Source organism: Marivivens sp. LCG002 (assembly GCF_030264275.1).
Lineage (GTDB): Bacteria > Pseudomonadota > Alphaproteobacteria > Rhodobacterales > Rhodobacteraceae > Marivivens.
The window spans coordinates 1,814,470-1,840,596 of the sequence record NZ_CP127165.1 but is presented as its reverse complement, the minus strand read 5'-3'; the positions used below and the strand labels follow the sequence as shown (position 1 = coordinate 1,840,596).

Sequence of the window (26,127 nt, the reverse complement as noted above, 5' to 3'; positions counted from 1 at the left end):
ACTTGCGAAACCCTCTGGCAAAAGCGCCGATCGAAAAGGTTGGCATCCATTTTGGCGTCCCGTTTCGAGGGCGTTTTTGATCCTGAGGCCCGTGGGCTTTGACTGGAGAATGAAAATGAAACATCTGTCCTTTGTTTCGGCTGCCGCTCTTGCATTGGTTGCCAACACCGCTTTCGCTGAAACCGAGATCACGTGGTGGCACGCGATGGGCGGTGCGCTCGGCGAGACCGTCAATCAAATTGCTTCCGACTTTAACGCGAGCCAAGACGACTATACAATCACACCCGTTTTCAAGGGTTCCTATGAAGAGACCCTGACTGCTGGAATCGCGGCTTTCCGTGCCGGTGAGCAGCCTAATATCATGCAGGTCTTCGATGCCGGCGCCGCTACCGTGATCGGTGCCAAGGGTGCAACCGTTCCCGTGCAGGACCTTCTTGAGGCAAACGGCGTTGACTTCGACATCAATGACTACATCTCGGGGGTTCGCTATTTCTATGCGGATGCCGATGGCAAGATGATCGGGATGCCCTTCAACTCCTCCTCGCCCATCATGTATTTCAACGTGGATGCTCTTGCCGCTGCCGGTGTTGAAGCCCCCAAGACTTGGGAAGAGTTTGAAACCGTAACTGCACCCGCGCTCAAGGCTGCTGGTTACATCCCGCTTGCCCAGTCGCATTCGCCGTGGATCTGGGTCGAAAACTTTATGTCCCGCCACAACCTCCCGTTTGCCACGAATGACAACGGCTATACTGGCGTCGATACCAAGATCCTTGTGAACTCGGATGAGTTGAAAATGCACTGGTCGAACGTCAAGGAATGGCTCGATGAGGGATACTACGCTTGGTATGGCGCTTCTTGGGACGATAACCAGGCGCCCTTTGAAGAAGGTAAGGTCGCGATCTGGATGGGGTCTTCGGGGTCCTTCGGTGGTCTGATGCAAAAAGACCTTCCGTTCGAATTCTCGGCTACATACTTGCCCTATTGGGAAGCGGTGACGAGCGAGCCGACCCAAACCTTTATCGGCGGTGCATCGCTCTTTGCGATGTCTGGACAGTCAGATGAGGAAAACGCGGCAACGGCTGCATTCTTCCAGTATCTGACCTCGCCCGAGGTGCAATACATGTGGCACCGCGAGACGGGCTATGTGCCGATCACCACGGCCGCTTACGAAATGGCAAAGGCTGATGGCCACTATGACCGGTTCCCCGCTGCCGAGGTTGGTATTCAGCAGCTTTCGCTGCCTTCGGGCGAAAACACCAAGGGCTATCGCATGGGATTTTACGTCCAAATCCGTGACGTGATGAACCGCGAGTTTGGTCGCATCCTGACTGGTGAAACTTCGGTAGATGATGCCTTCGCAACCATCGAAACCGAGGCGAACGAACTTCTCTCGCGCTTTGCGATGACCCAAGGTTAATCGCTTCAATCCATCTGGTCCGGCGACCGTTGCACTAGGTCGCCGGACCTACCTTTCGGGGGTCTCATGAAACGCGCAGGTTTTTCGACAAGGTGGTTGCCGATACTTTTGCTGCTCCCGCAGCTCTCGATCATCCTTGTTTTCTTTTACTGGCCGGCGGCCCATGCCGTGAAGTCGTCCTTTTATCTTCAGGACCCCTTCGGGTTCGGCGAGACTTTTGTTGGGGCAAAAAACTATGCGGCCTTGTTGACCTCCTCCGCTTATTTGCGGTCAGCTGAATTCACAGTCATTTTCACCCTTCTGGTGACGGTCCTGTCCCTCTCGATCGCTCTTTTACTGGCGGTCAAAGCCGACAAGGTGATCAAGGGGGCAAAGACCTATCGCACGCTCTTGATGTGGGTCTATGCGGTGGCGCCACCCGTTGCAGGCGTTATTGGGCTTGTTCTTTTTGATCAGACATGGGGCCCTCTCAAGGAATTCTTTGGGCTGTTCGGCTGGGATTTCAGACTTGGGGTCAATTATTTCGACACCGCTTTCGCGATGATCACCGTCGCAGTCTGGAAACAATTGCCGGTGAATTTCATTTTCTTTCTGTCGGGTCTTCAGTCCATTCCTAAATCTGTGCGCGAAGCCGCTTTGATCGACAATCGCTCTGGCTTCGGGCGGTTTTGGGATGTGACTTTCCCGCTTCTGGCGCCGACGGCCTTTTTCCTTTTGATCATCAATATCACCTACGCGCTCTTCGACACCTTCGGGATCATCGACACCGTGGTCAAAGGCGAACCGAGCAATAATCCGATGACGCTGGTTTACCGCGTTTATGTCGACGGCTTTCGCGGCAATGATCTTGGTGGCTCTTCGGCGCAGTCCGTCGTTCTAATGGTGCTTGTTCTTGCCTTGACCGTTTTCCAGTTCCGAATGGTGGAACGCCGCATCCACTACACGTGAGGCAGACGATGAAACTCTTCAAATTTTCCACGCTTGTCGATCATGTGATCCTGATCCTTGGCTCGTTGGTCATGATCCTTCCCGTGCTCATGCTTTTGCAGATGGCCTCGACCACCGATCTGGAGACCATGCGGAATGGGCCGGGGCTGGTCTTTGGTGATCAAATTCCGATCAACTTTGAAAAGGCAATGTTCGAGGCTTCGGGTTTCAGCGGAGAAAACACGGGGCTTCGGATGCTCTACAACTCGATGATCCTAGGCTTTGGTTTCGCCGTCGGCAAAATCGTGATCGGTATGATGGCTGCTTATGCCATCGTTTATTTTCGCCTTAGGTTCGCGACTTTGGCATTCTGGATCATTTTCACCACGCTTCTTTTGCCGCTCGAAGTGCGGATTCTTCCGTCCTACGAGATCGTTCAAAAACTAGGGATGCTCAACACATATCAAGGGCTGATCATTCCGCTCATCGCCTCGGCCACTGCGACGTTCTTTTTTAGGCAGTTCTTCCGGTCGGTTCCCGAAGAACTGATCGAGGCCGCACGCATTGACGGGGCAGGGCCGGTGAAATTCTTCATCGACATTCTGGTGCCTTTGTCCCGCACCATGATCGCCGCAATGTTCATTATCATGTTCGTCTACGGCTGGAACCAATATCTTTGGCCGACGATGATCACTACCGATGAGGGCATGTTCACACTCGTGCGTGGGATCAAGCAAATTACCCAAACGCTCGAAGGCACGAACCTTCCCGAATACGGCAAATCGAACATCCTCCAGATCATCGCGATCCTTCCGCCCGTTCTCATCGTCATTTTCTTCCAGAGCTGGTTCGTGAAGGGCCTGACGGAATCCGATAAGTAAGGAACTCAGCATGGCTCAGGTCATTCTAAACACTCTTCGCAAAGTCTATCCCAATGGGTTCGAGGCTGTGAAGCCTGCGAGCTTTACGATCGAAAAGGGCGAGTTTGTTGTGCTCGTCGGGCCTTCGGGCTGCGGCAAATCCACGATGCTGCGCATGATTGCAGGGCTCGAAGATATCACAGAAGGGGATTTGTATATCGGCGACCGCATCGTGAATACTGTCGATCCCGCAGACCGCGATATCGCAATGGTGTTCCAGAACTACGCGCTCTATCCGCATATGACGGTGCGCAAGAATATCGGCTATGGTCTCAAGAACCGCAAAATCGCCAAAGATGTCATCGCGCAAAAGGTAGAAGACGCCGCAAACCTTTTGAACCTGAGCGATTACCTTGACCGCAAGCCAAGCCAGCTTTCGGGGGGACAGCGCCAACGTGTCGCTATGGGCCGTGCGATTGTGCGCGACCCGTCTCTTTTTCTCTTTGACGAGCCTTTGTCAAACCTTGATGCCAAGCTGCGCAATCAAATGCGCATCGAGATCAAGGCGCTCCAGCGAAGGCTCGGTGTCACCTCGGTCTATGTGACCCACGATCAGGTCGAGGCAATGACGATGGCCGACCGCATCATCGTAATGAATGGTGGCAAGATCGAGCAAATTGGCACCCCGAACGAAGTCTATCATTCGCCCGCTTCTACCTTTGTCGCTTCATTCATGGGTGCTCCGCCTATGAATTTGCTCAATGCTAACATCCAAGAAGGTGTCGCGCGAATTGGAGGTCAAGTTGTTGCGAACAGCGCGGGGCAGGGTTCCGTGACGCTTGGTATTCGCCCTGAAGATATTCGGCCAAGTGAAAGTGGCCCGTTCGAAATTCATGTGAGCCTTATCGAAGAGCTTGGAGCACATAGGATCCTCCATGCTGTTTGGGATGACCAACCTGTTTTGGTGAGCGTGGGTAAAGAGCTTGCGATCGGGACAGGGCCGCTTCGGGTCGCAATAGCTCCGGAACTAGTTTCGTTTTTCGATCCCATGTCAGGGCGACGTCTATGATTACTCAGACAACCGACGTTCTTCCTCTTGTGTCATCGGACTTGCGACGCGAGATCATTGCTGCGCCGCGCACCGTCGAAGCGCACCGCGCACTCTTTGCCAAAACTGATGCGATGCATCTTGTTCAAAAAGGAGGCGCCGCTCTTGGCAAAATGGCCCCTGAGCCGATGACGATTGCCGCGTGGAATGTAGAACGGTGTCTCTTTCCCAAGGAAACCGCAGAAAAGCTCGAACAAGTCAAAGCTTCGGTTGTTCTGCTCTCTGAAGTCGATCACGGCATGGCGCGCACAGGTCAACGCCATACGGCCGAAGAAGTCGCGCGGCATCTGGGAATGGAATACGTTTTTGGCGTCGAGTTCTTTGAGCTTGGTCTCGGGAGCTTGACCGAACGCGACTTGTGTAAAGACAGCGAAAACGCCCGTGGTTGGCATGGCAATGCGATTTTGTCTTCAATCCCGCTTGGTCGGGTCGCTTTAGTGCGGCTAGATGATCATGGCCACTGGTTCGCCACGGACTATTGCGCAGATCCCGAGCAGCCTCGTATCGGTGGCCGTATGGCGCTCTTGGCAGAGGTAGAAACGAAGAAGGGGCCACTTTGTGTCGTCTCTACTCATCTTGAGAGCAATGCAGGGGCTCACCATCGGGCAATACAATTCGAAGCATTGATGGATGCTGTTGATCTATTTGCGCCCGGTTTTCCGGTGGTGATTGGAGGGGATTTAAATACGGGCAACCATTTGCCGCCTGATTTCGATTGGAAATCCGAGACCTTGTTTCAAGCAGCAGAAAAGCGGGGCTACTCGTGGGATGGGACTGCGAAAGGGATGTCCACTCGGCCCAGTCTTATCACACGGCATCCTGATCGAACGATGAAACTCGATTGGTTTGCGTGTCGAGGTTTACAGGCAAAAGTGCCTCGTATCGTTTCTTCGGTGTCCGGAGATTTGCCGCTTTCGGACCATGATCTGATCGTCATGTCATGCGAATTTGACACCACTATTGCGGGATAAGGCACTTCAAGGGCTATTCGCGGAAGAATACCCGACTTTGCGCTCAAAAGCCTAGCGTAGGGAACTTCGCGAGTTATCCTCCGATGTTCGAGGTCAATGCCTACGACTTTGAGCAAAGGTTAAGTGGCGGTCAAAGGCTGAAGTGCACTTGCCCTTTCCACCCCTTACTTTTTTTCCTGGCTTTCGTTTTGGAGACGAGACTGTTTGAGGCGCTCGTTCTTGATGCGGCGCAATTCGGTCTCGTCTTCGATGATCTCCCGCGCAGCGCGGGTCGTTCTATCCATCGCGGTTTCCTTGCGCTGAAGGCCGGGAAAGTTCAATGCATCGGCATTCGGTTTGCTCATGGTCAAGGTCCTTTCGTCGCGCGCCAGCAGCTCAGGCCGCTGTGGGAATATCCGTTTGAAAACCAGCGGTTCCGACCGCCACGAGGAACGCTTCACGTGCTGCGCTGACAGGAACCAAACAGTCCATGGCCTCACTGATTTTTATGAGTGCATCGTCGCGGTTGTGATCCGACACAGGCCAAGCGCGCTTGAGCCAATGATTTGCTTGTTCGATTGTCGAGATTTTCTTTGCCCTGCCTTCGCACGGCAGAAAGATCGTCATGGGTTCGCCCCAGAAGATTTCTATCAAGTTAATACTTTCAATGAGATGAGTGTCGCGTCCATCGGAACATTTCCCGAGGCGCGAGGAGAGAGAGCATCATAAGTGACGCTCTCTCTAGGTCTGCCTACTGGAGATTAGGCAAGAGCGAGATTGCTCGCGGACTCGCGTCCGTCGCGACCGCTCTCGACGTCAAACGTTACTGCTTGACCGTCCTTGAGCTCGCGGATGCCCGCGCGTTCCACAGCGGAAATATGGACAAAAATGTCCTTAGAACCATGCTCGGGAGCAATAAAACCAAAACCCTTTGTAGAGTTGAACCACTTCACGGTGCCATTGGCCATCGTGTTATCTCCTATAAAAATGCCATCCGCAAAACGCGATAGCTCGGCTCAGTGTCGACATATGAACAACTGGGGCCGTAAGGAGACAGAAGAACGTAGGAAGAAGCTTAGCATCCCGTACATAGGTCCATTTCGCTCTATATACAAGTCTCTTCGGGGGTAATTTACCAAAGCGTCTCGTTTGGTGAAATATTTCGCCTACATTCCAGATTTTTAGATGAACTGCTTAAAGAAATCCTCGATTGAAAACGTGGTTCCGAATTCTGTTTGCGGCAGCGATCTTAAAATGGGTCTACCTTTGAAGAGCGCAAGTGTTCACCTTGGACCTCTCCGCCCGATTGTTTTAGCTAGCGGCGGGTGAGGCCGCTTGTCATCGGTCCGAGCGGTTGGGCACCAAGGTCCTCGCTTGCGCGGGTCATGGCTTGGGCAACTGCGGCGGCATCGGTGCCATCGGCCCGTCCTTCGGCCTGAGCGGTGATCTTGCCGGTTTCGATATCGATGATCTGGGCGAATACGGTCACCCCAGGTGCAAGGTCGAAGATTTTGAAGTTCAGAAGGTATCGCAGCGGATTAAGGAAAAGGTCGGGGTCACAGAATGCCGCGGTGCGCTCCTCCGCATCAGGCTGGGGGAGGATTTCGCCAGAGAGACCCAAATCAAAGCTCACGCGGTGTGCAACCACATCACGGCGCGGGTCATAGGTAGCCTCTGCGGTGATGTAATCGCCAATGTCATAGCCGGAAGCAGGGGCAAGCCCGCGCGCTTCGGCCCAGAGCATCGCGGCTTCTGCATCACGAGAAAGCGGGCCTTCCTCTGTGGTGCTTTGCGAGCAGCTGGGGGCAAGCGTCGCGCTCGCTTCGATCAGGCGAAGCGACATTCCGCGTTGCCCCTGAAGCCCGCCACCCTGAGCGGTTATCAAGGCGATTGCTTGGGCAGGAGTAGTGAAATGGATATCGAAGATACGATGGGCGCCACCGCCGTTGATTTCTCCTTGGAAATAATCGGCGCCGCGCCGCACCAGCGTCATGCGCTGCCCATCCCCTTCGAGCGTCGCGGTATCGCAGTCCTGCACCGATAGGGTGAGGCGAGTGGTTCCCGGCGTGCCTGCAAGAGTTACCGTTCCATCTGCGGAAAGGGTGACATTGCCCCAGCTGGCCTCATATACGCCCGGGCATATGGGGAGCGGTGCGGCTTGGCTTGCTGCGGCCAAGAGGGTGAAGGGTAGGGCGAGTAGTCGGGATTTACTGATCATCTGGTTCTCTCAAGTGGTGCGAAGCGGCGTCCGGGATCAGTCCCCGACACGCAGCCAACGGTCGGTGCCAACGATGCGGCAACCCTCGCTCGTCATGCCCATAACAGCGGCCGCGGTTTCGGGGAGGATGATCTCGATGCTGCGGCGGAACTCGATTTCCTCGGGCGAGACAAGGGTCAGATCCCAACGGATATGCGAGCCGCCACCTTCACCGTTTGGGATTTGTGCGAATTGCTCGGCGGCAAGGTCGGTCGTGGTCCATTGGCCGTCGCCTGTGGCGGTCCAGCCTACCCGTGCCGTGCGTGACAGCTCGAGCGTGTCGGGATGGAAGGGGCAGGCGAATTCAAGTTGGCCGGGCTGGGCGCTCGGCCCTGGAAGTTGGCCCGCTATTTGGGCAAAGGCCTGTTGCATCATGGCGGGGCACCCTTCGATCGAAGTTGCACCGATCTCGGCAACCCATGTCCCATTCAGGGGACCACCTTCGCAGGCCGCGCCCGACAATCCGTCGGGAGCTTTCGGGGCGTCTTGCCTTTTGGGTGCGTTGGGATCGGCGTCTTTGCCGCTGCTGCCGCCGCTTCCACCGCTCGGAATGGAGACCGAAACGTCTGCGAGCTTCCTCAAGATATCTTGGGTGCGTCTCGTTGGATCGGGGAAGCCTGCCGCGGTGATGATGCATTCATCTGGGCCAACAGTTTTTCTGATCCAAGTGCCGTGCAGGGTCAGGATGTCGTAGAGCGATGTTTCCGTCGTATTGTAATACCAAACCTTGCCTGTATCGCGATTGACGAGTGGGACGAGGCCATCGCGCGCAGGCACGGTGGCTCCGATTTCGGCGTCATAAATCAGGGTCGCGTCGCCGTTTTCCACGACGAGGATCGGCGCAGGGCACTGGGCGGGATCGAAAGACGCGTCCTGAGCCAAAGTCGCGGCGGGCAAAACGCCCAAGAGAAGCGCGGCGGCGGAAAGAGTGTTGGAACGAAGCATCTTGGCCTCCTCTCAGCGGGCATTGAGCAGCGCGTCGAGCGCCTGCAGGTTTTGGTCGTCGAGTGTGACGTCGGCATCTTGGGCCAAGGCGCCACGCATCTCGGGAGACGGCGGCACGAGCATCGTCGCGATCAGGCTGATTACCTCATCGCTGATATAGGGGGTGAAGCTGCAAATCTGGTCGCCGGGTTGCAGGTCGAAACAGTCCTCTCCACCCGATTGGTTGAGCCCAAGGAGCTTGAAGTTGCCATTTCGGTCCATGTCCCAAAACCAGGTCGCGATGCGTCCGTCAGGAAGAGTGCGGCCGACCTCGACCGACCAAAGCGGGGGGAGGGTGCCAGACAGAGGCGGATTGGGATGTGCAAAAGTGCAAGGCTCGTCGCCGCAGCGGCGCAGAACGTTCCCCGTCGTGAGCGTGGCGCGCAGCGTATCAAAGGCGCGGGCGAGCGCGGGCTCATTGATATCGGGATCACGGCAGAGATCGCCGACACGGGTCAATTCGCAGGCGCGCTCTGCATCTGGCCAATCGATGGGATTCAGGGCGATGCGATTTGCTCCTGAGGCAACTTCGAAGAAATCGGCCACAGGGCGAGAGCCACCCGAAGTCACCTCGGCCACCCATGTTTCAGGCAGATGGAAAAAGAGCCCTGTCGCCGCGTCACGCATGTCGCAAAACTCGGTGGTTTGATCCTCGGGGAGGCAGCGATGGGGATAGTCGGACCAAGCGCGCTCGCCCATTCCGCCTGCATCTGGTCCGTGGCCATCAGCGTCGGGTTGCTGGAAGGCTTGGCCGATCGCGCCTCCGAGCATCGCGCCGAGATCGGGCATGCCGCCACTGCCGTTGGCCGCACCCAAGAGACCTTCCATCGCGGCCGCAGCCGCTGGATCGGTCTTGGCAAGCTCCGCCACGGCCTGCTTCAACGCGTCTTCAGGTGAAGGAACGGCGGCCTTTGGGGCGGGACGCCTATCATGCAGCGCGCGGGTCAGAACTTCGATGCCGCGCTCCAGCTCTTCGGTGGATGGATCGAAATAACAAAGTTGACCTGCTTGCACCTCAAGGCATGGGCCGTTCATCTCGGTCCATTGATGGGGGTTCAGGACGATCGTGTCGGGGTAGGGTTCGGAAGAGCTGAAAAAGCTGATCCGCGCGGGACCGTCCGTGCTCTGGTCGCCTGCGGTGGCACTTGTCCGCGTCGGAAAATCGGTGAACCATCCAGGGGGGAGCGCGAACAAGAGCCCCGTGGCCTCGTCATCGAAAATGCAAGGAACACCATTGTTCGCGGGACAGGCATAGCCGACATCCTCGCCCAAAGTGGAGACGTCGCTCGGTGCTACATCTGTTGCCGCGTTTGCCACTTCGACGTCGGAATTTTCAGGTGCAAGGGCCGCCTCGTCGAAATCGACCACCTCACCAACAGTCAAAGGCTGACGGGCGGCGATGGCATCTTCGCCATCGAGATCGGCAAAGATGTAGACAAGCTCGTATTCACCTGCCTCCATCGGGGCCAGAAGCGGCTTGGCGGGGCCGTATTCGGTGTCGAATGTGTCTTGCACATAGAGGCTCTGATCCCATGAATAGAGCCCGCCATCGCGCCATATCTCAACGCGGTCGCTGTAGCTGAGCCCGCCCTTGATCGTTACGGGCACGCGGGCGCCAGTCGCGACAGCCGCAGGGGCCACAAGGCCGACCTCGGGTCGTGCCTCGACGTTGATCTCGAAGCTTTGCATCACCTCGTCGATAGGCATCTGGGTATTGCGGTGGAAGGCAATTAGATAACGACCAGGCTCGGTCGGAACCCGAAAGAGCCCGACATGCCCTCCTAGAGTGCTGTCTTGCGTTGCATAGTCGATGAGGCGGTCGCCTGTATCCGTTGCATCAACGGGCAAGAGCGAGAAGATGAAGTCACCGCCACCAGTTGCCAGCCCCTCTTGGGTGATGCGATAGGGGATCAGCCCGTTCATGCCTGCCCTGAAAGCCCCTGTCGGTGCTGGCATATCAAGACCGGGGAGAAGGCCTTGGAAAGGCACGTAAATCGTCGCGTTCTCGCCCGAGACAATGCCCGCCACGATTTCGCCGCGTCCTTCCTCGCCTGCATCGGCGGTGATCATCCAGCGCCCTTCGCCAAGCTCGACTTCGAGATACTGCGCGGTGTCAAAGTCGAGAAGGCCAAGGTCGCGGGTTTCGCCCGTGGCCTTGCTCACTGCGGTAAAGCTGACCTGATCGGGTCGTCCCGCGATGTCTGCGCGGATGGTCACATGAATGGTAGCCGATCCAACTGCGGCAGGGGCGCTGGGCGCGGCGGCCGTGCGTAATAAAGCGTCAGCCAATTCGGCCCCCGATTGGGTCGAAAAAACCGTTCCTCCTGTCTTTTCGGCGACACATGCGATCTGACGCACTTCACCTTCGGTCAGACCAAAACCGACCACATGGGCGCGAAGGGGAACGCCGCTCGCTGCCAATTCCGCCGCCACGGCGCATGGATCACCGCCGCAGGTCTCTAACCCATCGGTCACGAGCACGATCTCGGCGCCTTCTGATGTGCTCGGAATCTCGGCAGCAGCACGGCGCAATGCGTCAGCGAGCGGGGTCTTGCCGCGCGGCATGAGACCCATGAGCTTTGGCCCGAGGAGACGGGGGTCTTGCGCACCGACTGGGGCTATTGTCTCGATATCGCTGCAATCGCTTTTGCGGTTATGCCCATAGGCGATCACGCCCAAATCCTGTGCAGGGTCGCGCGCGGCCAGAAAATCGACCAGCACATCGCGAGCTACTTCGATCCGTGAGCGACCTTCAGGGAGTTCCGCCCACATCGAGCCAGACCCGTCGAGCACAAGGATCGTGCTCTGTTCCTGAGCGATCGAAATTGCGGGGAGCGTGGTCAGAGCCATCACAGCCAGAAGGCACTTGAGTGACATGGATTTTGTTCCGTCAACTTTTAGGAAAATCGCGGCCAGTAAAAAAAGGATTGAAGGCCCAGTCTACCTATGGAAAACCTTAGATGCGCGGTATCAACCCTAGTGAGGTATTGGCTTTTTTGCCTTTCGAGGGGGGCATTAGGCGCGATTGCTGAGCAGCGCGTGAGGCTGCGGAGGGGTTCAAGATGCGCACCGAAGACTTCGCCAATCTGGTTGCATGCGAAACCGAAGCTTCTCGGCTTTGGGAGGCTTCGACAAGTTGGCTCGAAGAGATGGGCTTCGATCGAGTTCTGCATCTCGACATCAACGGGGCGGGGAAGGTCGCAGTTCAGACTACACTCGGTCGGGCGTTCGAGACCTATTATCAAGACGAGCGCCTTGAACGGCATGACCCCTTTTTGACCTATTGCCTTCGGACTCCTGACCCATTGGGGACCGGCGTCGATTATATTGATGACTACAGCTATCTTTCCGCAGCGGAAAAATCGGTTATCTACACGGCCTCCGAGACTGGATACCGCGCAGGATTTTCTTGTGTGGTGCGTATGGGCCCGACGGTGTGCGAGGCGTGGAATGTCGGCTCGACCCTTGCGCGCGCCGAAATCGAAGCGATCAGACGAGAGCGGGGCCATGAAATCCGTCTTGGCCTTTTAGCTTTGCGAGGGAGACTTGGTGCGCCAGCTTCGACACTTTTGGGGCAGCTGACCGCGCGCGAGAGGGCTTGCCTTGACCGACTTTCCAGTGGCCTGAGAACCAAGGCGATTGCGCACGATTTGGGCCTTGCACCAGTCACTGTAGAGCTACATCTGCGAAACGCCCGGACCAAACTTGGGGCCGCAACGCGCGATCAAGCTTTGGCACTCTATCGAAGCTTGATGTCCGCGTCCGAAGGCTCGCACCTTTGACCAAGGTCATACACTTTTCAGTGAAGACGTGGTCATTGCGCTTTCTATTGGTCTTCCGTTTTACGATCGTCTCGATTTAAAGAGGGCGGCAAACCAAGATGGGATCGGAGATGGCCATGAAGAAAGTCATGTTGATCGGTGCGGCATTTGCAGCAATTGCGACCTCCGTAATGGTCCTAAAACTAAGCGCGAATGAAGCAACCTCGCCTGAAGCAGCGGCACCTGAACAGGGCGCGCCTTTGGTGGATGTCATACTGCCCGAACAACTCTCTGCTCAAGCGCAGATCGGAAAGACGGCCTTTGATGCGGTCTGTTCAACCTGTCACGGTGCCAATGCGACCGGTCGGATGGGGTTCGGGCCGCCCTTGGTGCATCGCATTTACGAGCCGAGCCATCATGGCGATATGGCGTTCCAAATGGCTGTGCAGAACGGCGTCAAAGCTCATCATTGGCCCTTTGGAAATATGCCGCCACAGTCTGGTCTGACACGCAGCGATGTCGATGCCATCGTTACCTATGTGCGCGAGCTGCAAGCGGCAAACGGGATCAACTAGGGTTGCAAGGCCCCCCCCCTACGGACGCGGTTTGATTGAACCAAAAGCACAGGTTTGCATGGGTTTTTCCCAAATGTTTGCATCCTACGGGGCATTCGCCGTCTTTTGCATTGGCGCTGTCGTTTCCTGAGTTTCTCTTTCTTCGGTAATGGATTACCTTATTGTCCTTACTCCGACCCGCCTCTAGGAACCGCTCTGATGAAAAAACTCGCTCTTGATGGCGCTGATCTTCGCATTCTGGCGGCGGTGCAGTCCCATGGGCAGTTGAGCAAGACCAAACTGGCCGAGCTGGTGAACTTGTCGCCCACGCCCTGTTGGGAGCGGCTGACCAAGCTCAAGGCCGCAGGATATATCATCGGATACCGAGGCGATATCGCGCTCAGTAAACTGTGTGATTTCACAATGGTCGTTGTGACGATCTCTCTCGGATCGCACCGCAAGGCCGATTTTGAACGGTTCGAGGCCCAGATCTACGCGATGGACGAAATCATAGATTGCGTCGCGACGGGCGGCGGAATGGACTATGTCCTCAAGGTCGTGGCACCCAATCTGGTGGCCTTCCAGAACGTTTTGGACCGTCTCTTCTCCGTCGGTGTCGATGTGGATCGTTATATGACCTATATCGCGACCCGTCAGATCAAATCGAGCGTCCCGAACCTGACCACGCTCGTCACGCGATAGGGTGCAGACCGCTTGGTCGGGTTTTTAAAATCTCTTCAGCCCGAATAGTCGCCTTTCCGCTCTGTTTTCAGTCCAAGGTTCTGAAAATGCGGCGCTAATTATTGTCCTTAGTAGCACAGGGCGAGCCATGGCGCCGCCCATGAGTAAGGACGACATAATGCAACCTGATGATTTCGGCTTCGGCACCCAAATCCGCAAGTCCCCCTATTTCGATGCCACGGTGCGCTGGGGTGCTCGTGGGTTCTCGGTCTATAACCACATGTATATCCCGCGCGATTTCGGCGATCCGGTCCAGAACTTTTGGAACCTCGTGAACGACGCGATCCTTTGTGACGTAGCGGTCGAGCGTCAGGTCGAGATCAAAGGGCCAGATGCTGCGAAATTCGTTCAGATGCTCACCCCACGTGATCTGTCCAAAATGGCGGTCGGTCAGTGCAAATATATCCTGATCACCAACGCCGAAGGTGGCCTTCTGAACGATCCTATTCTTCTGCGTCTTGCCGAAGACCATTTCTGGATCTCGCTGGCAGACAGCGACATTCTTTTGTGGGCACAAGGTATTGCTGTCTACTCGGGGTTTGACGTGAAGATCGGCGAACCGGATGTTTCGCCGCTCCAGCTTCAGGGTCCGAAGTCGGGCGAGATCATGCGTGCGCTCTTTGGCGATAGCATTCTGGACCTCAAATACTACTGGCTGCGCGAAGTGGAGCTTGATGGTATCCCGCTCATCGTCTCGCGCACAGGCTGGTCGAGCGAATTGGGCTATGAGATTTATCTTCGGGACAGTGCCCATGGCGATGCGCTTTGGGAAAAGATCATGGCCGAGGGAATGCCATTCGGTCTGCGTCCCGGTCACACTTCCTCGATCCGCCGTATCGAAGGGGGCATGCTCTCCTATCATGCGGATGCGGATATCCACACAAACCCCTTCGAGCTTGGCCTCGACCGACTGGTGAACCTCGATATGGAAGCCGACTTCATCGGCAAGGCGGCCCTTCGCAAAATCAAGGAAGAGGGCGTCAAGCGTAAGCAAGTAGGTCTCATCATCGAAGGCGAGCCGCTCAAGGGGCCGAACACCACGTTCTGGGCGATCAAGGTCGGTGACAAGACGGTCGGCAAGGTTACCTCTGCGGTGTATTCGCCGCGTCTCGATCAGAACATCGCTTTGGCGATGATCGCCACCGAGCATGCACAGATTGGTAAAGCCGTCGAGGTTGTCACCCGTTCGGGGCCGGTGCGTGCCACGATTTGCGAGCGTCCTTTCTTCGATCCGAAGAAATCGATCGCGGCCGCTTGATCAACCTCCCCTTGGTGGGGTCATTATGGCCCCACCATGATTGCAAAGAGCCTCATATGACGACGACACAGCTTGTCCTTCGGGACCTTGCCCCCGAGGGGGTGCTTAGACTGACCCTGAACGACAACAGCCGCCGCAACGCGCTTTCAGAATCTATGCTGACAGAACTGCAAGGTCACTTTGACGAGATTGGGGCAGATCCGAAGGTGCGGGTCGTCATTCTGGCAGCCAATGGCCCCGCGTTTTGTGCAGGGCATGATCTCAAGGAAATGACAAAGGGCAGGGCCGCTGATGATCGGGGCCGCGCCTATTTCACCAAGATCATGGGCATGTGCGCGAATGTGATGCAGTCGATCGTGAATTGTCCAAAGCCCGTCATCGCAGAGGTCGCAGGGATCGCCACCGCTGCTGGGTGCCAGTTGGTCGCAAGCTGTGATCTTGCTATCGCGGGGGAGACGGCCAAGTTCAGCACGCCCGGTGTGCATATCGGGCTCTTCTGCTCGACCCCGATGGTCGCATTGTCCCGCAATGTGAGCAACAAGCACGCGATGGAAATGCTGCTCATGGGCGAGATGGTGAGCGCCGAGCGAGCCGCCGAGATGGGGCTTGTGAACCGCTGCGTGCCGCCGGAGGCCTTGAGCGAAACGGCGACGGCTTGGGCCAAAACCATCGCGTCGAAATCGAGCATGACTTTGGCGACAGGCAAAAAAGCGTTCTACACTCAAAGGGAAATGCCCCTTGGAGAGGCTTATGCCTATGCCTCTGAAGTGATGGTCAACAATATGCTGGCCCGAGATGCAGAAGAGGGGATCGGCGCCTTTATTGAAAAGCGCGAACCCAAATGGGGCGATGAATGAACGAGCGTGTAAACTTCTATAATCAGGACCTCGACCGCACCCCTGCAAATTTCCAGCCGCTGACCCCGCTGAACTTTCTCGAGCGGGCGGCAAGCGTCTTCCCCGCGCACACTGCGATTGTGCACGGTGCACTTCGTCGGAGTTATGCCGAGTTTTACGCTCGTTCACGTCGACTCGCCTCGGCGCTTGCAGCGCGTGGTATCGGGCGCGGTGATACGGTTTCTGCGCTTCTTGCCAATACGCCTGCAATGTTGGAGGCACATTACGGTGTTCCGATGTGCGGCGGTGTCCTGCACTCGATCAACATGCGTCTTGATCCGGCGATTATCGCGTTCCAGCTCGATCATGCTATGGCGCAGATCGTGATTGTGGACCGAGAATTTATGCCTTTGTTGCAAGAGGCTCTTGCGCTGGCCAAGGCGACACCGCTCGTCATCCAGTATGACGATCCCGAATTCAAAGGCGAAACACCCGCTACCCAAGTGCTTGACTACGAGGCCTTTGTCGCGTCTGGCGATCCTGCCTTCGATTGGCTTATGCCGCTTGATGAATGGGATGCGATCTCGATCAACTACACATCTGGCACGACGGGCGATCCCAAGGGTGTGGTTTCTCACCACCGTGGGGCCTATCTTCTTGCTCAGGGTAATGCATTGACGACATCGATGCAGAAGCACGCGGTCTATCTCTGGACACTGCCGATGTTCCATTGCAATGGTTGGTGTTTCCCCTGGACGATGTCGGCGATCATCGGCACCCATGTGTGTCTTCGTCAGGTGCGGGCCGAGCCGATCTGGTCGGCCCTCGCAGAAGAGAAGGTCTCGCATCTTTGCGGTGCCCCAATCGTTATGTCGCTCCTCATCTCTGCACCCGAAGAGGAAAAGCGGAGCCTCGATCACAAGGTCCAGTTCTTCACAGCTGCAGCCCCGCCGCCCGAAAAGCTGCTTGCCGATATGAATGATGCTGGCTTCGAGGTGACCCATCTTTATGGCCTAACCGAGACCTATGGCCCCGCTGTCGTCAACGATTGGCACGCGGAATGGTCGGAAAGACCGAGAGCCGAGCAAGCCGCGCTCAAATCTCGCCAAGGGGTGCGCTATCTCCCGCTCGAAGAGCTTGATGTTCTTGATCCCGAAACCCTCGTGCCCGTGCCGCGGGATGGCAAAACGATGGGTGAGGTGATGTTCCGCGGGAATGTGGTCATGAAGGGCTATTTCCGTAACCCCAAAGCCACGCAAGAGGCATTCAAGGGCGGATGGTTCCATTCGGGCGATCTTGGGGTGCGCTATCCCGACGGTTACATCCAACTTAAGGACCGCTCCAAGGACATCATCATTTCGGGCGGGGAAAATATCTCTTCGATCGAAGTCGAGGAAGTTGTGTATCGGCATCCGGATGTGAGTGTCGTTGCGGTAGTCGCCATGCCCCACGAGAAATGGGGCGAGACGCCTTGCGCATTTGTCGAACCTGTCGCGGGACGCAGCATCGAAGCCGAGACCCTGCGCCAATGGTGCCGCGAACACTTGGCCGCCTATAAGGTTCCCGGTCGGTTCGTCTTTACCGAGATCCCGCGCACATCCACGGGCAAGATCCAAAAGTTCCAACTGCGCGAGAAGGCGAAGCAGCTGTAAGAGCGGCAGAAATCTAACCTTCTAAAGGCTCGAAACACATCGTTATATGTTGGCTTCGAGGTTCAGCTCGCTTTATCGGTTCAGTGAGAAAGTGCTGATTGCCTTTAATATTAGCGAATATATTTCAGATATTTACGGTCTATTATTCATCTAATTCTTGATCGCCTTCAAGAAAGCCTATGTCTCTTGGCAAGGGGCCTTTGGGATCGCGCAGGTCAATTGGTTTGGCAATAAATTTTTCTCTCTGAAACTTATCGACCCATTCATTCGTGGCTTCGGGGTGAGCGCAGGGAAGCCTGCGTGTTTGTTCAACCCGAAAGGAATTCCGATGAAGACCCAATTTATTCTGACCTCGCTTCTTGCTCTTGCCTCTGCACCTGTCTTTGCCGCCGGCCATGCCTCGGTATCCGGTTACGCGCTGGCCGATAATGGGGCGACTTTGGTTGTTATGCCTGATGTCAACGCGCCCTCGGATGTGATGAGCTTCAGCCTTGCTAGCCCTGTCAAAGCGATTGCATGGCGTCCTGTAACGGGTGAGCTTCTTGGTTTTACCGACGGAATGGTCGGCTCCATTGACCCGATGACAGGCGCGATGACGGACCTCGAGGCCACATTCATGGACGGGGCGATGGTCGGCGAGGGCGCTATGGTTGCACTCGATTTCAACAATGCGATTGATGCGGTTCGCGCGGTTTCGACTGCGGGCGATAACCTCGTCTATTTCCCCAATGGGTTCGGGGATAATGACGAGCGTGCAGGCTCGGTCCGCCGCTTCAAGGATCTGGCCTATGCCGAAGGCGACGCCGGCGCAGGCACCATGCCGATGGTCTTTGCCAACGCTTATACCAACGCCATCAATGGGGCCAAAGCGAGCGAGACCTTCCAATATGCGCTTGATGCTGCAAACGACACTCTGATCAGCCTTGCAAACAACGAGGGCACTCTTGCCACCATCGGCAAGATCACCGTGGACGGCATGCCTGTCGATCTGTCGGCTATGGGCGGCTTTGACATCGTGTCAGGGGCTGAAGGTGAAAACATGGCGCTTGCGATCCTCCAGCTCGAAGGCGCAGCCACCGCCGGTCTTTACGAGATCGACCTCGGCACTGGTGCGGCCACGATGAAAGCCGACCTCGGCATGGGGGGTATCATCGGCTTTGCAGCCTCCCTCGGGATGTAAGGGCAAACCGATTTTGATCGGATAAGGTCCATTGAACCAAAGTGGTCTCGGTTGAAAATGTTTGCCGACCGAGACCATTTATGTCATGCGGGTCTAAAGCAGGACGGGCTTTGTGAACCACTCAAGGCAGGCATGACGGATCGTAACGACATCGAAGACCTGATCGGTCGCATTGCACTTGGCGATCGTGCAGCGCTTGCCGCGCTTTATGATGCAACAAACGGAAAGCTCTTCAGTATCTGCTTGCGCGTTCTGCAAAATCGGTCCGAAGCCGAGGATGCGCTTCAGGATGTTTATCTGCGGATTTGGGCGCGAGCCGACCGCTATGCGGTGACGGGACATAGCCCGATGACGTGGCTCATTACCGTTGCCCGCAATCTGGCAATTGACCGCCTTCGGGCGCGCAAGGCCAACCATGTGGACATCGAGAGCATAGCCGAAGTAGCGGAACGGGGTCCCGGACCCGAAGAGGCCAGCATTACCGCCTCCGAAGGGCGACGGATCAGTGAATGCTTTGAGGAATTGCCATCCGATCGGGCGCAGGCCGTAAAGGCGGCCTATCTCGATGGGGCAACATACCAAGATCTTGCGGCCCGTTTTGACGTGCCGCTGAATACGATGCGAACCTGGCTGCGTCGCAGCCTGATTTCTTTGAGGGAGTGCTTGTCGCGATGAGCGAACGAGAGGACATAATGGACGACGAGGCGCTCGCCGCCGAATACGTCTTGCGCCTGCTCGACACGCAGGCAGAGCGGCAATTCGAACAGCGCCTTGCAGTGGAACCCGCTTTGCGCGAGCTGGTGACCTTTTGGGAAAAGGAGTTCGCGGTTTTGGCGGATGATCTACCCGAGGCAAAACCTTCAGCGCAGGTGAAGGCAAAATTGCTTGAGCAGTTGAATGGCGCAAAGCCAAAGCGCAAGTGGGCTTGGGGTTGGTTTGCCTTCCCGTCGCTTGCCGCTCTTGCCGTCGTGTCTTTCCTCGCGTTCGGCCCCGCTCTACGTGGCCCGGCCTTTGATCCGACCCTTCACGCTACGTTGAAGTCGGCTGATGGCGCAGTGCACATAGAAGCTGGATATGCGCCGAATGGTAATCTCTTCAAGGTGATCCCGCAGCTTGGCGCACCCGCCGAGGGTCGCGACTTCGAGCTTTGGGTGATTGGCGCGAATGCCGCTGCGCCTGTTTCTCTCGGCGTTATTCCCGCCGATGCGGAAAGCCTCTTTGAAATCACGCCCGAAATTGCGGCGCTGATTGATGGCGGCATTCTGGCGGTGTCTGACGAACCCAAAGGCGGCTCGCCCACGGGCGCCCCGACGGGCGCGGTTCTCGCCACAGGCACCTTCTTCGATGCCAAGCTCTTCAAAGCGGGCTAAGGCTCTGATCGGTTTTGGCCGTTCGGGGGCCTAGCCCCGAAGGCGAGGAGGCTCAATCCCGCCGAAGCTCCTGCGCCAAGAAATCATAAACCCTACGAATGCGGCGGCTCGTGCTCAACTCGCGATGCGCGACGAGCCAGATGGGAAAGACGATCGGTTCCAAATCGGGCAGAACACGCCGCACGAGCGGATCCGCATCGCCGATGTAGGAATCCAGAATGCCTATAGCGGCGCCTTGGCGGACCAATTCCCACATGACAAGGTAGCTTTCCGTCATGATCGGGAAGTTCGCCTCGGTGAGGCCGAGCCCGAGCGCGTTCAGCCCTTTGAGCAGCATGCTCCCATGGTCGAGAGCGATGAAGTCGGCATGTCCCAGATCGGATGGTTCCGAAGGAAACCCGATCCGTTCGATATAGTCTGGTGACGCATAGAGAACCGCGCCTGCATCACCAATTTTCTTGGCGATGAGGTTAGGTTCTGTCGGCCTGAAATTACGGATCGCGATATCCGCTTCGCGGCGGCGTAAATCGCTGGCATGGTTCGAGACGACGATCTCGATCTCGATACCGGGTTCGAGCCTGCGAAGTTTGGCGATGATCGGGGGCAATAGAACCGCGGCATAGGTCTCGCTTGCCGAAATGCAGATCGTTCCTTCCAAGGCTTGTGATTGGCCGAGGGCAGCCATGGATACACGGCTTGCGGCGTCTCCCATGTCTCTGACGTGTTCGAGAAGCTCCATGCCGCTAGGTGTGAGGGTGAGGCCACGCCCTACGCGCTCGAAAAGCACTACGCCGAGTTCCTGTTCGAGTCCGTCGACCTGACGGCCAAGGGTCGGTTGAGCCATACCTAAAGCGCGGGCCGCTGCCGACAAAGAGCCTTCTTCGGCGGTTACGAGAAAAGCTCTTGCTTTGTTCCAGTCGAATTTCACCGAGCGCCAATCCATGCATTTATGCATATCAAATCTCAGGATTAGGTCAATTCGCATGAATTGAAGAACTGGATAGGCTTTAGGCACTCCGATTTGGGTCACAAAGTCGCGGACGGACCGTGAAAGGAAGCAAAATGACAACCGCCGAGCAAAACCGCTTGAACACCAAAGATGCCAGACTCGCTGGTGCGCTCTATCTTGCTATCGCGGTGTGCGGTGCGTTCAGCATCGGCTATGTTCCGATGCAGATCGTGGTCGAGGGCGACGCGGCGCGCACTGCACAGAACCTTCTGACCCAAGTCGGGCTGTTTCGACTTGGCGTGCTGGCCGATATTGCCGTGATCCTATTTGAAATAGCGATTACGGTCATTCTTTTTCAGATGTTTCGAAGCAAGAGCCCGCGCCTTGCGGTCATCGCGATGCTGTCCCGTTTCGGTATGATCGTGATCATGGGCTTGAACCTGCTTATGTGGACAACGGCCTATGTCGTTGCGAGCCAGCCGACTGGGTTCGATCCGAGTAGCGCCCAGTCTTTGGCTCTTGTTTTCATCAAGGCGCATAGTCTCGGGGTTTTTGTATGGCAGATTTTCTTCGGCGCGCATCTTCTTGCACTTGGAGCAATGATATTGCGGACCCGAACGGTGCCCCATCTTTTGGGGTGGGGGTTGCTCGTTGGAGCCTTTGGGTATTTGGTTCAGGCGGTTGTCGAACTGACCTTTACGAATATAGCGGCACTTGATTTTCTGGTGATCGGACTTCTGACTGTTGTGACGATTTCCGAACTCGGGTTCGGGCTATGGCTTCTTTTGCGCGGGACGCGCAAGGTTGCGGGTCAAAAGACCATATGAACGAGATTGTTTTGAGGAATTATTGTAATGTATGCCTACAGCGCTTCGAGATACGGCGGTCCCGAGGTTCTCGATCTTGTTGAACTGCCTATGCCTAGCCCCAAAGCCAACGAGGTTTTGATCCGCGTGATCGCAACAACGGTTTGTTCCGCTGATTGGCGCGTGCGGAGCCTGACGGTGCCTGCGGGTATGGGGTGCATCGCGCGATTGATCTTCGGGATCAACCGTCCTCGCAAGCCGATCTTTGGAACGGAATTTTCAGGGATTGTCGAACAGGTCGGCGCAGACGTGACCGAGTTCACGGTAGGTGACGCGGTGATTGGCTTTCCCGGCGCGGACATGGGAGCGCATGTCGAATTCATCGTTATGCCCGCTAAAGGCAAGATTGTTCACAAGCCTGAAAACATCGACTTTGAAGCAGCGGCAGCGATCCCCTTTGGTGCAATTACAGCCTATGACTATCTGATTAATAAGGGGAAAATTCGTGCAGGTGAGCGCGTTTTGGTCAATGGAGCCTCGGGATCTGTCGGGTCCGCTTGCGTTCAAATCGCCAAGCACTTCGGGGCCGAGGTGACCGGAGTTTGCAGTGCAGCCAACGCGGATCTGGTGCGCCGTATAGGGGCTGATCACGTCATCGACTACAAGGCCGTGGATTTCGAGAACGAGAGTCAGAAGTATGATGTGGTGGTCGATACAGTCGGCACCGCGCCTTGGTCCCGCACGCGGCACGCATTGGTTCCCAAAGGGCGCATGCTCCTCATCTCGGGTAAAACATCGGATATGCTGTTTGGAGCACTCAAGGCTCGGCTCGATGGCAAACGTATGATCGGCGGCGTGGCGTCAGAGGCGGTGTGCATTTTGCGCAAAGTGGTGGATCTTGCCGCTGCGGGAGACTTCAAACCTGTGATTGATCGAACGCTTGATTTTTCGCAGATGGCAGAGGCACATGCTCTTGTGGATTCAGGTCGCAAGAGGGGCAACGTCATCGTGAGGGTCGCGCCTTCAGTCGAGGCGAAAAACCGAAGATAAGCCCGTTTTCGAGGTCACACCTTCTTTGCGTTTGCCCGCTCTCGCATCCGTCGGAGCGCGAGGGCGGCGATGAACATCGTGATCATAACGAGAACGATGGTCGGTGCAGGGGCGGCGTCTAGCCAGAAGGAGGCATAGATCCCGATGCCCCCCGATCCCCAAGCCGTTGCAATCGCGGTTAGCATCATCGTCTCGAACCGCCGCGCGAGCAGAAAGGCGATTGCGCCCGGGGCGATGAGATAGGCAACCGAGAGGATAATGCCGACCGAAGACAGCATCGCCACAATCGTTGCAGAGAGGACTGCAAGCAGCCCATAGTGCAATAACCCCGTGCGCAGTCCCATCACCTTGGCCTGAACGGGATCAAAGCTGTGGGCCAGAAAATCGCGCCATTTCGCAGCGAGGATCAGCGCGACTGCCCCTGATATGAGCCCGGCGGTCCAGAGGTCTTCGGGGCCGACGCCGAGCATGTTGCCGAACAGAATGTGGTCGAGGTGAAGGTCACTCTCGATCCGCGTGTAGAGAACAATCCCGAGGCCGAACATTCCCGAGAAGACGACGCCCATGATGGTGTCTTGCTTTATGCGGGAGTTGTCCTTGATGAGTCCCGTGCCGACCGCGCAAAGAAGACCTGCCGCGAAGGCTCCGACGATCAGTGGAATTCCAGCCATATAGGCCAGAACGACCCCGGGAAGAACGGCATGGCTGGTGGCATCACCCATCAAGGACCAGCCTTTGAGCACGAGAAACGAGCTCAGCATCGCCGCTGCGGGCGCAATGAGCGCGATTATGAAAAAGGCGTTCTGCATGAACGCAAATTGGAACGGAAGAAGCAGCTCGGCCATCATGCCGCTCCCTTTCGCTCTGCGCGGGCGCGGAAGCGGGCCGCGAGCATTCCGTGTTTTGGGGCACAGACGAGTGCTAGGAGGAAGAGCGCCGTTTGCAGGCAGACGATCACTCCGCCCGTCGCTCCGTCGAGGAAATAGCTCAAGTAAGCCCCGAACCCCGAGGTCACAGCGCCTATCGTCACCGAGAGGCCCAAGAGCCGCGGAAAGCGGTCAGTGAGAAGATAGGCGGTCGCCCCAGGCGTTATGACAAGAGCGATGACGAGGAATGCGCCGACGGTCTGCATCGCGGCCACCGTGGTGGCGGAAAGCAGAGTGAAGAACACAAGCTGGAGCACGGTAACGTTCAATCCGATCGAGCGCGCGTGCGCTTCATCAAAGAACACCGCCAAGAGGTCCCGCCATTTGGCCAAAAGCACCACCAGCGAAATTGCACCGATCAGCACGAGTTGCAGCGTATCGGCGGGCGAAATCGCAAGGATATTGCCCATAATGATGGTTTCGATCGAAACGGCCATCGGATTGAGCGAGACCATAAGGAGGCCCAAGCCGAAGAACGCAACGAAGATGAGGCCGATGACAACATCCTCTTTCAGTCCCGAGCGCTGCCGCAAGGCCAGCATCGCCAAAGCGGCAAATCCGCCCGAGAGAAAAGCGCCGAGAGCGAAGGGAAGGCCGAGAAGGTAGGCCCCAGCAACCCCCGGCACCACCGAATGGGCGAGCGCATCACCGATCAGCGACCAGCCCTTGAGCATCAGATAGGCTGACATGAAAGCGCAAACCCCTCCCACAAGGGCAGAGACCCAAATGGCGTTGGTCATATAGCCATACTGGAACGGCTCGAGCCAGATCATGACCGGCCCTTCGCGGTGCGGGTGCGATCGTCATAAATCACCAAGGGGCGCTCGTCATCGGTTAGGACATCGAGCCTTCGGGGATCGGCATCGTTATGGAGGCGCTCTCCCTGCAGCATGAAGTGGCGAAGCACTCCGCCGAAAGCCTTGTGCAGGTTTTCGGTGGTAAAGACCTCTTCGGTCGGACCGTGCGCGAGCACTGTTCCATTGACGAGAACGACCCGATCACAGAATTCAGGCACCGATCCGAGGTTGTGGGTGGCAACCAGCATCACTCGACCCTCGGCACGCAGATCGCGCAAGAGACTGATGATCTGCTCTTCGGTTTTGACATCGACACCTGTGAAGGGCTCGTCGAGCAGTATGACCTTGGCCTCTTGGGCCAGAGCGCGGGCGAGGAAGACCCGCTTTTTCTGGCCGCCCGAAAGCTCTCCGATCTGTCGGCTGCGAAAATTGCTCATACCGACCCGTTCAAGAGCGGTCGCAACAGCCGTGTGATCGGCGGGGCGTGGACGACGGAGAAAGCCCATATGGCCGTAACGGCCCATCATGACGACATCTTCGACAAGGACGGGGAAGGTCCAGTCGACTTCCTCGGCTTGAGGCACATAAGCGAGAGATTGAGATTTTATTATCTTACTTACAGGTTGGCCAAATATTTCAATCTTACCGTCCGCGATAGGAACAAACCCCATCAACGCTTTGAATAGCGTGGATTTTCCTGCGCCATTAACGCCGACAAGCGCAGTGATCGTGCCCGTTGGGATCGCGAAACTGGCATCGCGAAGAGCGGTATGGCCATTCCGATAGGTGACAGTGACACCCGTTGCCCGTATGCCGTCGCCTGTCATTCCTCTAGCCCCTCAACAATCGTTTGTGCGGTCACACGCAACAGGTCGAGATAGCTTGGCACAGGGCCGCCGGCTTCACTGAGGCTATCGACGTAGAGAACACCGCCGTAAAGGGCGCCGGTCTCTCGCGCCACCTGTTTGGCGGGCTTGTCCGAAACGGTGGATTCCGAAAAGACGGCGGGTATCTGGTGCTCTCGCACCGTATCGATCACGGCGCGCACTTGCTGCGGGGTGCCCTGCGCATCGGCGTTGATCGGCCAAAGATAGACCTCGCGCAGTTCAAAGTCCCGCGCCAGATAGGAAAACGCACCCTCTGACGTCACGAGCCATCGACGGTTTTCAGGCAGCGCTCTCGCCGCCTCGCGAAGGGGGCCAATCGCCTCGGCAATCTGCACTTTGTAAGCCGCGGCATTGGCCGCATAGATGCCCGCGTTGCTGGGATCGGCAGCGCTCAGCGCGTCACGGATATTGTCGATGTAAATTTCCGCCGATGAAATCGCCATCCAGGCATGGGGATTCGGCTTGCCGTCATATTCACCGCCGGAAATAGAGATCGGCTCCACCCCGTCAGAGAGCGTTGCAGAAGGAATGTCCTGTAGGTTGGCGAGGAATTGTTCGAACCAGCGTTCAAGGTTCAACCCGTTCCATAGTATCAGGTCGGCATCTTGCGCTCGCACGATATCGCGCGGGGTCGGTTGATAGCCATGGATCTCGGCACCCGGCTTGGTGATGGAAACCACTTCGGCCGCATCGCCCGCCACGTTCTGGGCCATATCGGCAAGGACGGTAAAGGTGGTCACGACTTTGAGCTTGTCCTCGGCCATCGCTTGAGTGGCAAGAACCAGTGCCGCGATTGTTCCTAATAGCCCGCTTCGGCCAGTCATTCACTTTCTCCGCGCTGCAACTTTTCCTCTTTC

27 protein-coding genes are annotated in these 26,127 nt (G+C 56.7%); 16 read left to right on the top strand and 11 right to left on the bottom strand.

What is annotated here, in order from left to right; genetic code table 11:
• The first annotated feature begins 115 nt into the window (after positions 1 to 115).
• The 5 genes from QQG91_RS09110 to QQG91_RS09090 all read left to right on the top strand — a co-directional run bounded on the left by QQG91_RS09110 (position 116) and on the right by QQG91_RS09090 (position 5,283).
• Positions 116 to 1,417: an extracellular solute-binding protein gene (locus QQG91_RS09110; protein ID WP_285769913.1), complete on the top strand. Its 1,302-nt coding sequence runs from the start codon at positions 116 to 118 to the stop codon at positions 1,415 to 1,417.
• 66 nt (positions 1,418 to 1,483) lie between these two features.
• A complete protein-coding gene (locus QQG91_RS09105; RefSeq protein WP_285769912.1) occupies positions 1,484 to 2,365 on the top strand; it encodes an ABC transporter permease subunit in 882 nt (293 codons plus the stop codon).
• 8 nt (positions 2,366 to 2,373) lie between these two features.
• Positions 2,374 to 3,225 (top strand): ABC transporter permease subunit, encoded by an 852-nt coding sequence (locus tag QQG91_RS09100; RefSeq protein WP_285769911.1) that lies wholly within the window; start codon positions 2,374 to 2,376, stop codon positions 3,223 to 3,225.
• Positions 3,226 to 3,235: 10 nt separating this feature from the next.
• A complete protein-coding gene (locus QQG91_RS09095; RefSeq protein ID WP_285769910.1) occupies positions 3,236 to 4,273 on the top strand; it encodes an ABC transporter ATP-binding protein in 1,038 nt (345 codons plus the stop codon).
• 41 nt (positions 4,274 to 4,314) lie between these two features.
• Entirely contained in the window at positions 4,315 to 5,283 is a 969-nt protein-coding gene (locus QQG91_RS09090; protein WP_352232095.1) for an endonuclease/exonuclease/phosphatase family protein, read from the top strand.
• A gap of 164 nt (positions 5,284 to 5,447) precedes the next feature.
• Here the strand turns inward: QQG91_RS09090 and QQG91_RS09085 are convergent, their stop codons facing one another.
• From QQG91_RS09085 to QQG91_RS09060, 6 genes are all read right to left on the bottom strand, one after another.
• A complete protein-coding gene (locus QQG91_RS09085) occupies positions 5,448 to 5,627 on the bottom strand; it encodes a hypothetical protein (protein WP_285769908.1) in 180 nt (59 codons plus the stop codon).
• A gap of 31 nt (positions 5,628 to 5,658) precedes the next feature.
• Positions 5,659 to 5,916, bottom strand: coding sequence for a DUF982 domain-containing protein (locus QQG91_RS09080; RefSeq protein ID WP_285769907.1), 258 nt, complete (start codon positions 5,914 to 5,916; stop codon positions 5,659 to 5,661).
• Positions 5,917 to 6,023: 107 nt separating this feature from the next.
• A complete protein-coding gene (locus QQG91_RS09075) occupies positions 6,024 to 6,230 on the bottom strand; it encodes a cold-shock protein (RefSeq protein ID WP_285769906.1) in 207 nt (68 codons plus the stop codon).
• A gap of 347 nt (positions 6,231 to 6,577) precedes the next feature.
• Positions 6,578 to 7,480, bottom strand: a complete 903-nt coding sequence (locus tag QQG91_RS09070) for a hypothetical protein (RefSeq protein ID WP_285769905.1) — start codon at positions 7,478 to 7,480, stop codon at positions 6,578 to 6,580.
• 36 nt (positions 7,481 to 7,516) lie between these two features.
• A complete protein-coding gene (locus QQG91_RS09065; RefSeq protein ID WP_285769904.1) occupies positions 7,517 to 8,464 on the bottom strand; it encodes a hypothetical protein in 948 nt (315 codons plus the stop codon).
• A 12-nt stretch (positions 8,465 to 8,476) separates the two neighbouring features.
• The gene (locus QQG91_RS09060) at positions 8,477 to 11,380 is read right to left on the bottom strand and encodes a vWA domain-containing protein (RefSeq protein WP_285769903.1); all 2,904 of its coding nucleotides are present in this window, start codon (positions 11,378 to 11,380) and stop codon (positions 8,477 to 8,479) included.
• A 185-nt stretch (positions 11,381 to 11,565) separates the two neighbouring features.
• Between QQG91_RS09060 and QQG91_RS09055 the strand changes: the two genes are divergently transcribed.
• The 9 genes from QQG91_RS09055 to QQG91_RS09015 all read left to right on the top strand — a co-directional run bounded on the left by QQG91_RS09055 (position 11,566) and on the right by QQG91_RS09015 (position 19,855).
• Positions 11,566 to 12,285 (top strand): helix-turn-helix transcriptional regulator, encoded by a 720-nt coding sequence (locus tag QQG91_RS09055; RefSeq protein ID WP_285769902.1) that lies wholly within the window; start codon positions 11,566 to 11,568, stop codon positions 12,283 to 12,285.
• A 116-nt stretch (positions 12,286 to 12,401) separates the two neighbouring features.
• On the top strand, positions 12,402 to 12,839 hold the full coding sequence (locus QQG91_RS09050) for a c-type cytochrome (protein ID WP_502881571.1): 438 nt from the start codon (positions 12,402 to 12,404) through the stop codon (positions 12,837 to 12,839).
• A 198-nt stretch (positions 12,840 to 13,037) separates the two neighbouring features.
• Positions 13,038 to 13,520 (top strand): Lrp/AsnC family transcriptional regulator, encoded by a 483-nt coding sequence (locus QQG91_RS09045; protein ID WP_285769901.1) that lies wholly within the window; start codon positions 13,038 to 13,040, stop codon positions 13,518 to 13,520.
• Positions 13,521 to 13,674: 154 nt separating this feature from the next.
• The gene (locus tag QQG91_RS09040; protein ID WP_285772336.1) at positions 13,675 to 14,817 is read left to right on the top strand and encodes a glycine cleavage T C-terminal barrel domain-containing protein; all 1,143 of its coding nucleotides are present in this window, start codon (positions 13,675 to 13,677) and stop codon (positions 14,815 to 14,817) included.
• Positions 14,818 to 14,873: 56 nt separating this feature from the next.
• A complete protein-coding gene (locus tag QQG91_RS09035; protein WP_285769900.1) occupies positions 14,874 to 15,674 on the top strand; it encodes an enoyl-CoA hydratase in 801 nt (266 codons plus the stop codon).
• Positions 15,671 to 17,305 carry an acyl-CoA synthetase gene (locus QQG91_RS09030; RefSeq protein WP_285769899.1) on the top strand — a complete coding sequence of 545 codons (1,635 nt, stop codon included), beginning with the start codon at positions 15,671 to 15,673 and terminating at the stop codon, positions 17,303 to 17,305. Before QQG91_RS09035 ends, QQG91_RS09030 begins: the two co-directional genes overlap by 4 nt.
• Before the next feature lie 328 nt (positions 17,306 to 17,633).
• Positions 17,634 to 18,485 carry a DUF4394 domain-containing protein gene (locus tag QQG91_RS09025; RefSeq protein WP_285769898.1) on the top strand — a complete coding sequence of 284 codons (852 nt, stop codon included), beginning with the start codon at positions 17,634 to 17,636 and terminating at the stop codon, positions 18,483 to 18,485.
• Between the two features lie 132 nt (positions 18,486 to 18,617).
• On the top strand, positions 18,618 to 19,160 hold the full coding sequence (locus QQG91_RS09020; protein ID WP_285769897.1) for a sigma-70 family RNA polymerase sigma factor: 543 nt from the start codon (positions 18,618 to 18,620) through the stop codon (positions 19,158 to 19,160).
• On the top strand, positions 19,157 to 19,855 hold the full coding sequence (locus QQG91_RS09015) for an anti-sigma factor (protein ID WP_285769896.1): 699 nt from the start codon (positions 19,157 to 19,159) through the stop codon (positions 19,853 to 19,855). The genes QQG91_RS09020 and QQG91_RS09015 overlap by 4 nt, the downstream gene beginning before the upstream one ends.
• A gap of 52 nt (positions 19,856 to 19,907) precedes the next feature.
• Here the strand turns inward: QQG91_RS09015 and QQG91_RS09010 are convergent, their stop codons facing one another.
• Positions 19,908 to 20,810: a LysR family transcriptional regulator gene (locus QQG91_RS09010; protein ID WP_285769895.1), complete on the bottom strand. Its 903-nt coding sequence runs from the start codon at positions 20,808 to 20,810 to the stop codon at positions 19,908 to 19,910.
• Between the two features lie 107 nt (positions 20,811 to 20,917).
• Between QQG91_RS09010 and QQG91_RS09005 the strand changes: the two genes are divergently transcribed.
• A complete protein-coding gene (locus tag QQG91_RS09005; protein WP_285769894.1) occupies positions 20,918 to 21,631 on the top strand; it encodes a DUF4386 domain-containing protein in 714 nt (237 codons plus the stop codon).
• 27 nt (positions 21,632 to 21,658) lie between these two features.
• Entirely contained in the window at positions 21,659 to 22,660 is a 1,002-nt protein-coding gene (locus QQG91_RS09000) for an NAD(P)-dependent alcohol dehydrogenase (protein ID WP_285769893.1), read from the top strand.
• Between the two features lie 14 nt (positions 22,661 to 22,674).
• Here the strand turns inward: QQG91_RS09000 and QQG91_RS08995 are convergent, their stop codons facing one another.
• From QQG91_RS08995 to QQG91_RS08980, 4 genes are read right to left on the bottom strand one after another with little or no spacing between them, the layout of a single operon-like run.
• Positions 22,675 to 23,508: a metal ABC transporter permease gene (locus QQG91_RS08995; protein WP_285769892.1), complete on the bottom strand. Its 834-nt coding sequence runs from the start codon at positions 23,506 to 23,508 to the stop codon at positions 22,675 to 22,677.
• On the bottom strand, positions 23,505 to 24,359 hold the full coding sequence (locus QQG91_RS08990) for a metal ABC transporter permease (protein WP_285769891.1): 855 nt from the start codon (positions 24,357 to 24,359) through the stop codon (positions 23,505 to 23,507). Before QQG91_RS08990 ends, QQG91_RS08995 begins: the two co-directional genes overlap by 4 nt.
• Positions 24,356 to 25,210: a manganese/iron ABC transporter ATP-binding protein gene (locus QQG91_RS08985; RefSeq protein ID WP_285769890.1), complete on the bottom strand. Its 855-nt coding sequence runs from the start codon at positions 25,208 to 25,210 to the stop codon at positions 24,356 to 24,358. The genes QQG91_RS08990 and QQG91_RS08985 overlap by 4 nt, the downstream gene beginning before the upstream one ends.
• Positions 25,207 to 26,094: a metal ABC transporter substrate-binding protein gene (locus QQG91_RS08980; protein ID WP_285769889.1), complete on the bottom strand. Its 888-nt coding sequence runs from the start codon at positions 26,092 to 26,094 to the stop codon at positions 25,207 to 25,209. The genes QQG91_RS08985 and QQG91_RS08980 overlap by 4 nt, the downstream gene beginning before the upstream one ends.
• Positions 26,095 to 26,127: the final 33 nt, after the last annotated feature.

What these genes read in the sequence shown, in the direction of transcription:
- QQG91_RS09005 (WP_285769894.1), top strand. Translation starts at nt 20,918, where the DNA reads ATGACAACCGCCGAGCAAAACCGCTTGAACACCAAAGATGCCAGACTC.
- QQG91_RS09070 (WP_285769905.1), bottom strand. Translation starts at nt 7,480, where the DNA reads ATGATCAGTAAATCCCGACTACTCGCCCTACCCTTCACCCTCTTGGCC.
- QQG91_RS09065 (WP_285769904.1), bottom strand. Translation starts at nt 8,464, where the DNA reads ATGCTTCGTTCCAACACTCTTTCCGCCGCCGCGCTTCTCTTGGGCGTT.
- QQG91_RS09025 (WP_285769898.1), top strand. Translation starts at nt 17,634, where the DNA reads ATGAAGACCCAATTTATTCTGACCTCGCTTCTTGCTCTTGCCTCTGCA.
- QQG91_RS09020 (WP_285769897.1), top strand. Translation starts at nt 18,618, where the DNA reads ATGACGGATCGTAACGACATCGAAGACCTGATCGGTCGCATTGCACTT.
- QQG91_RS08985 (WP_285769890.1), bottom strand. Translation starts at nt 25,210, where the DNA reads ATGACAGGCGACGGCATACGGGCAACGGGTGTCACTGTCACCTATCGG.
- QQG91_RS08990 (WP_285769891.1), bottom strand. Translation starts at nt 24,359, where the DNA reads ATGATCTGGCTCGAGCCGTTCCAGTATGGCTATATGACCAACGCCATT.
- QQG91_RS08995 (WP_285769892.1), bottom strand. Translation starts at nt 23,508, where the DNA reads ATGATGGCCGAGCTGCTTCTTCCGTTCCAATTTGCGTTCATGCAGAAC.
- QQG91_RS09000 (WP_285769893.1), top strand. Translation starts at nt 21,659, where the DNA reads ATGTATGCCTACAGCGCTTCGAGATACGGCGGTCCCGAGGTTCTCGAT.
- QQG91_RS08980 (WP_285769889.1), bottom strand. Translation starts at nt 26,094, where the DNA reads ATGACTGGCCGAAGCGGGCTATTAGGAACAATCGCGGCACTGGTTCTT.
- QQG91_RS09100 (WP_285769911.1), top strand. Translation starts at nt 2,374, where the DNA reads ATGAAACTCTTCAAATTTTCCACGCTTGTCGATCATGTGATCCTGATC.
- QQG91_RS09095 (WP_285769910.1), top strand. Translation starts at nt 3,236, where the DNA reads ATGGCTCAGGTCATTCTAAACACTCTTCGCAAAGTCTATCCCAATGGG.
- QQG91_RS09045 (WP_285769901.1), top strand. Translation starts at nt 13,038, where the DNA reads ATGAAAAAACTCGCTCTTGATGGCGCTGATCTTCGCATTCTGGCGGCG.
- QQG91_RS09085 (WP_285769908.1), bottom strand. Translation starts at nt 5,627, where the DNA reads ATGAGCAAACCGAATGCCGATGCATTGAACTTTCCCGGCCTTCAGCGC.
- QQG91_RS09105 (WP_285769912.1), top strand. Translation starts at nt 1,484, where the DNA reads ATGAAACGCGCAGGTTTTTCGACAAGGTGGTTGCCGATACTTTTGCTG.
- QQG91_RS09055 (WP_285769902.1), top strand. Translation starts at nt 11,566, where the DNA reads ATGCGCACCGAAGACTTCGCCAATCTGGTTGCATGCGAAACCGAAGCT.
- QQG91_RS09035 (WP_285769900.1), top strand. Translation starts at nt 14,874, where the DNA reads ATGACGACGACACAGCTTGTCCTTCGGGACCTTGCCCCCGAGGGGGTG.
- QQG91_RS09030 (WP_285769899.1), top strand. Translation starts at nt 15,671, where the DNA reads ATGAACGAGCGTGTAAACTTCTATAATCAGGACCTCGACCGCACCCCT.
- QQG91_RS09010 (WP_285769895.1), bottom strand. Translation starts at nt 20,810, where the DNA reads ATGCATAAATGCATGGATTGGCGCTCGGTGAAATTCGACTGGAACAAA.
- QQG91_RS09075 (WP_285769906.1), bottom strand. Translation starts at nt 6,230, where the DNA reads ATGGCCAATGGCACCGTGAAGTGGTTCAACTCTACAAAGGGTTTTGGT.
- QQG91_RS09060 (WP_285769903.1), bottom strand. Translation starts at nt 11,380, where the DNA reads ATGTCACTCAAGTGCCTTCTGGCTGTGATGGCTCTGACCACGCTCCCC.
- QQG91_RS09015 (WP_285769896.1), top strand. Translation starts at nt 19,157, where the DNA reads ATGAGCGAACGAGAGGACATAATGGACGACGAGGCGCTCGCCGCCGAA.
- QQG91_RS09050 (WP_502881571.1), top strand. Translation starts at nt 12,402, where the DNA reads ATGAAGAAAGTCATGTTGATCGGTGCGGCATTTGCAGCAATTGCGACC.
- QQG91_RS09110 (WP_285769913.1), top strand. Translation starts at nt 116, where the DNA reads ATGAAACATCTGTCCTTTGTTTCGGCTGCCGCTCTTGCATTGGTTGCC.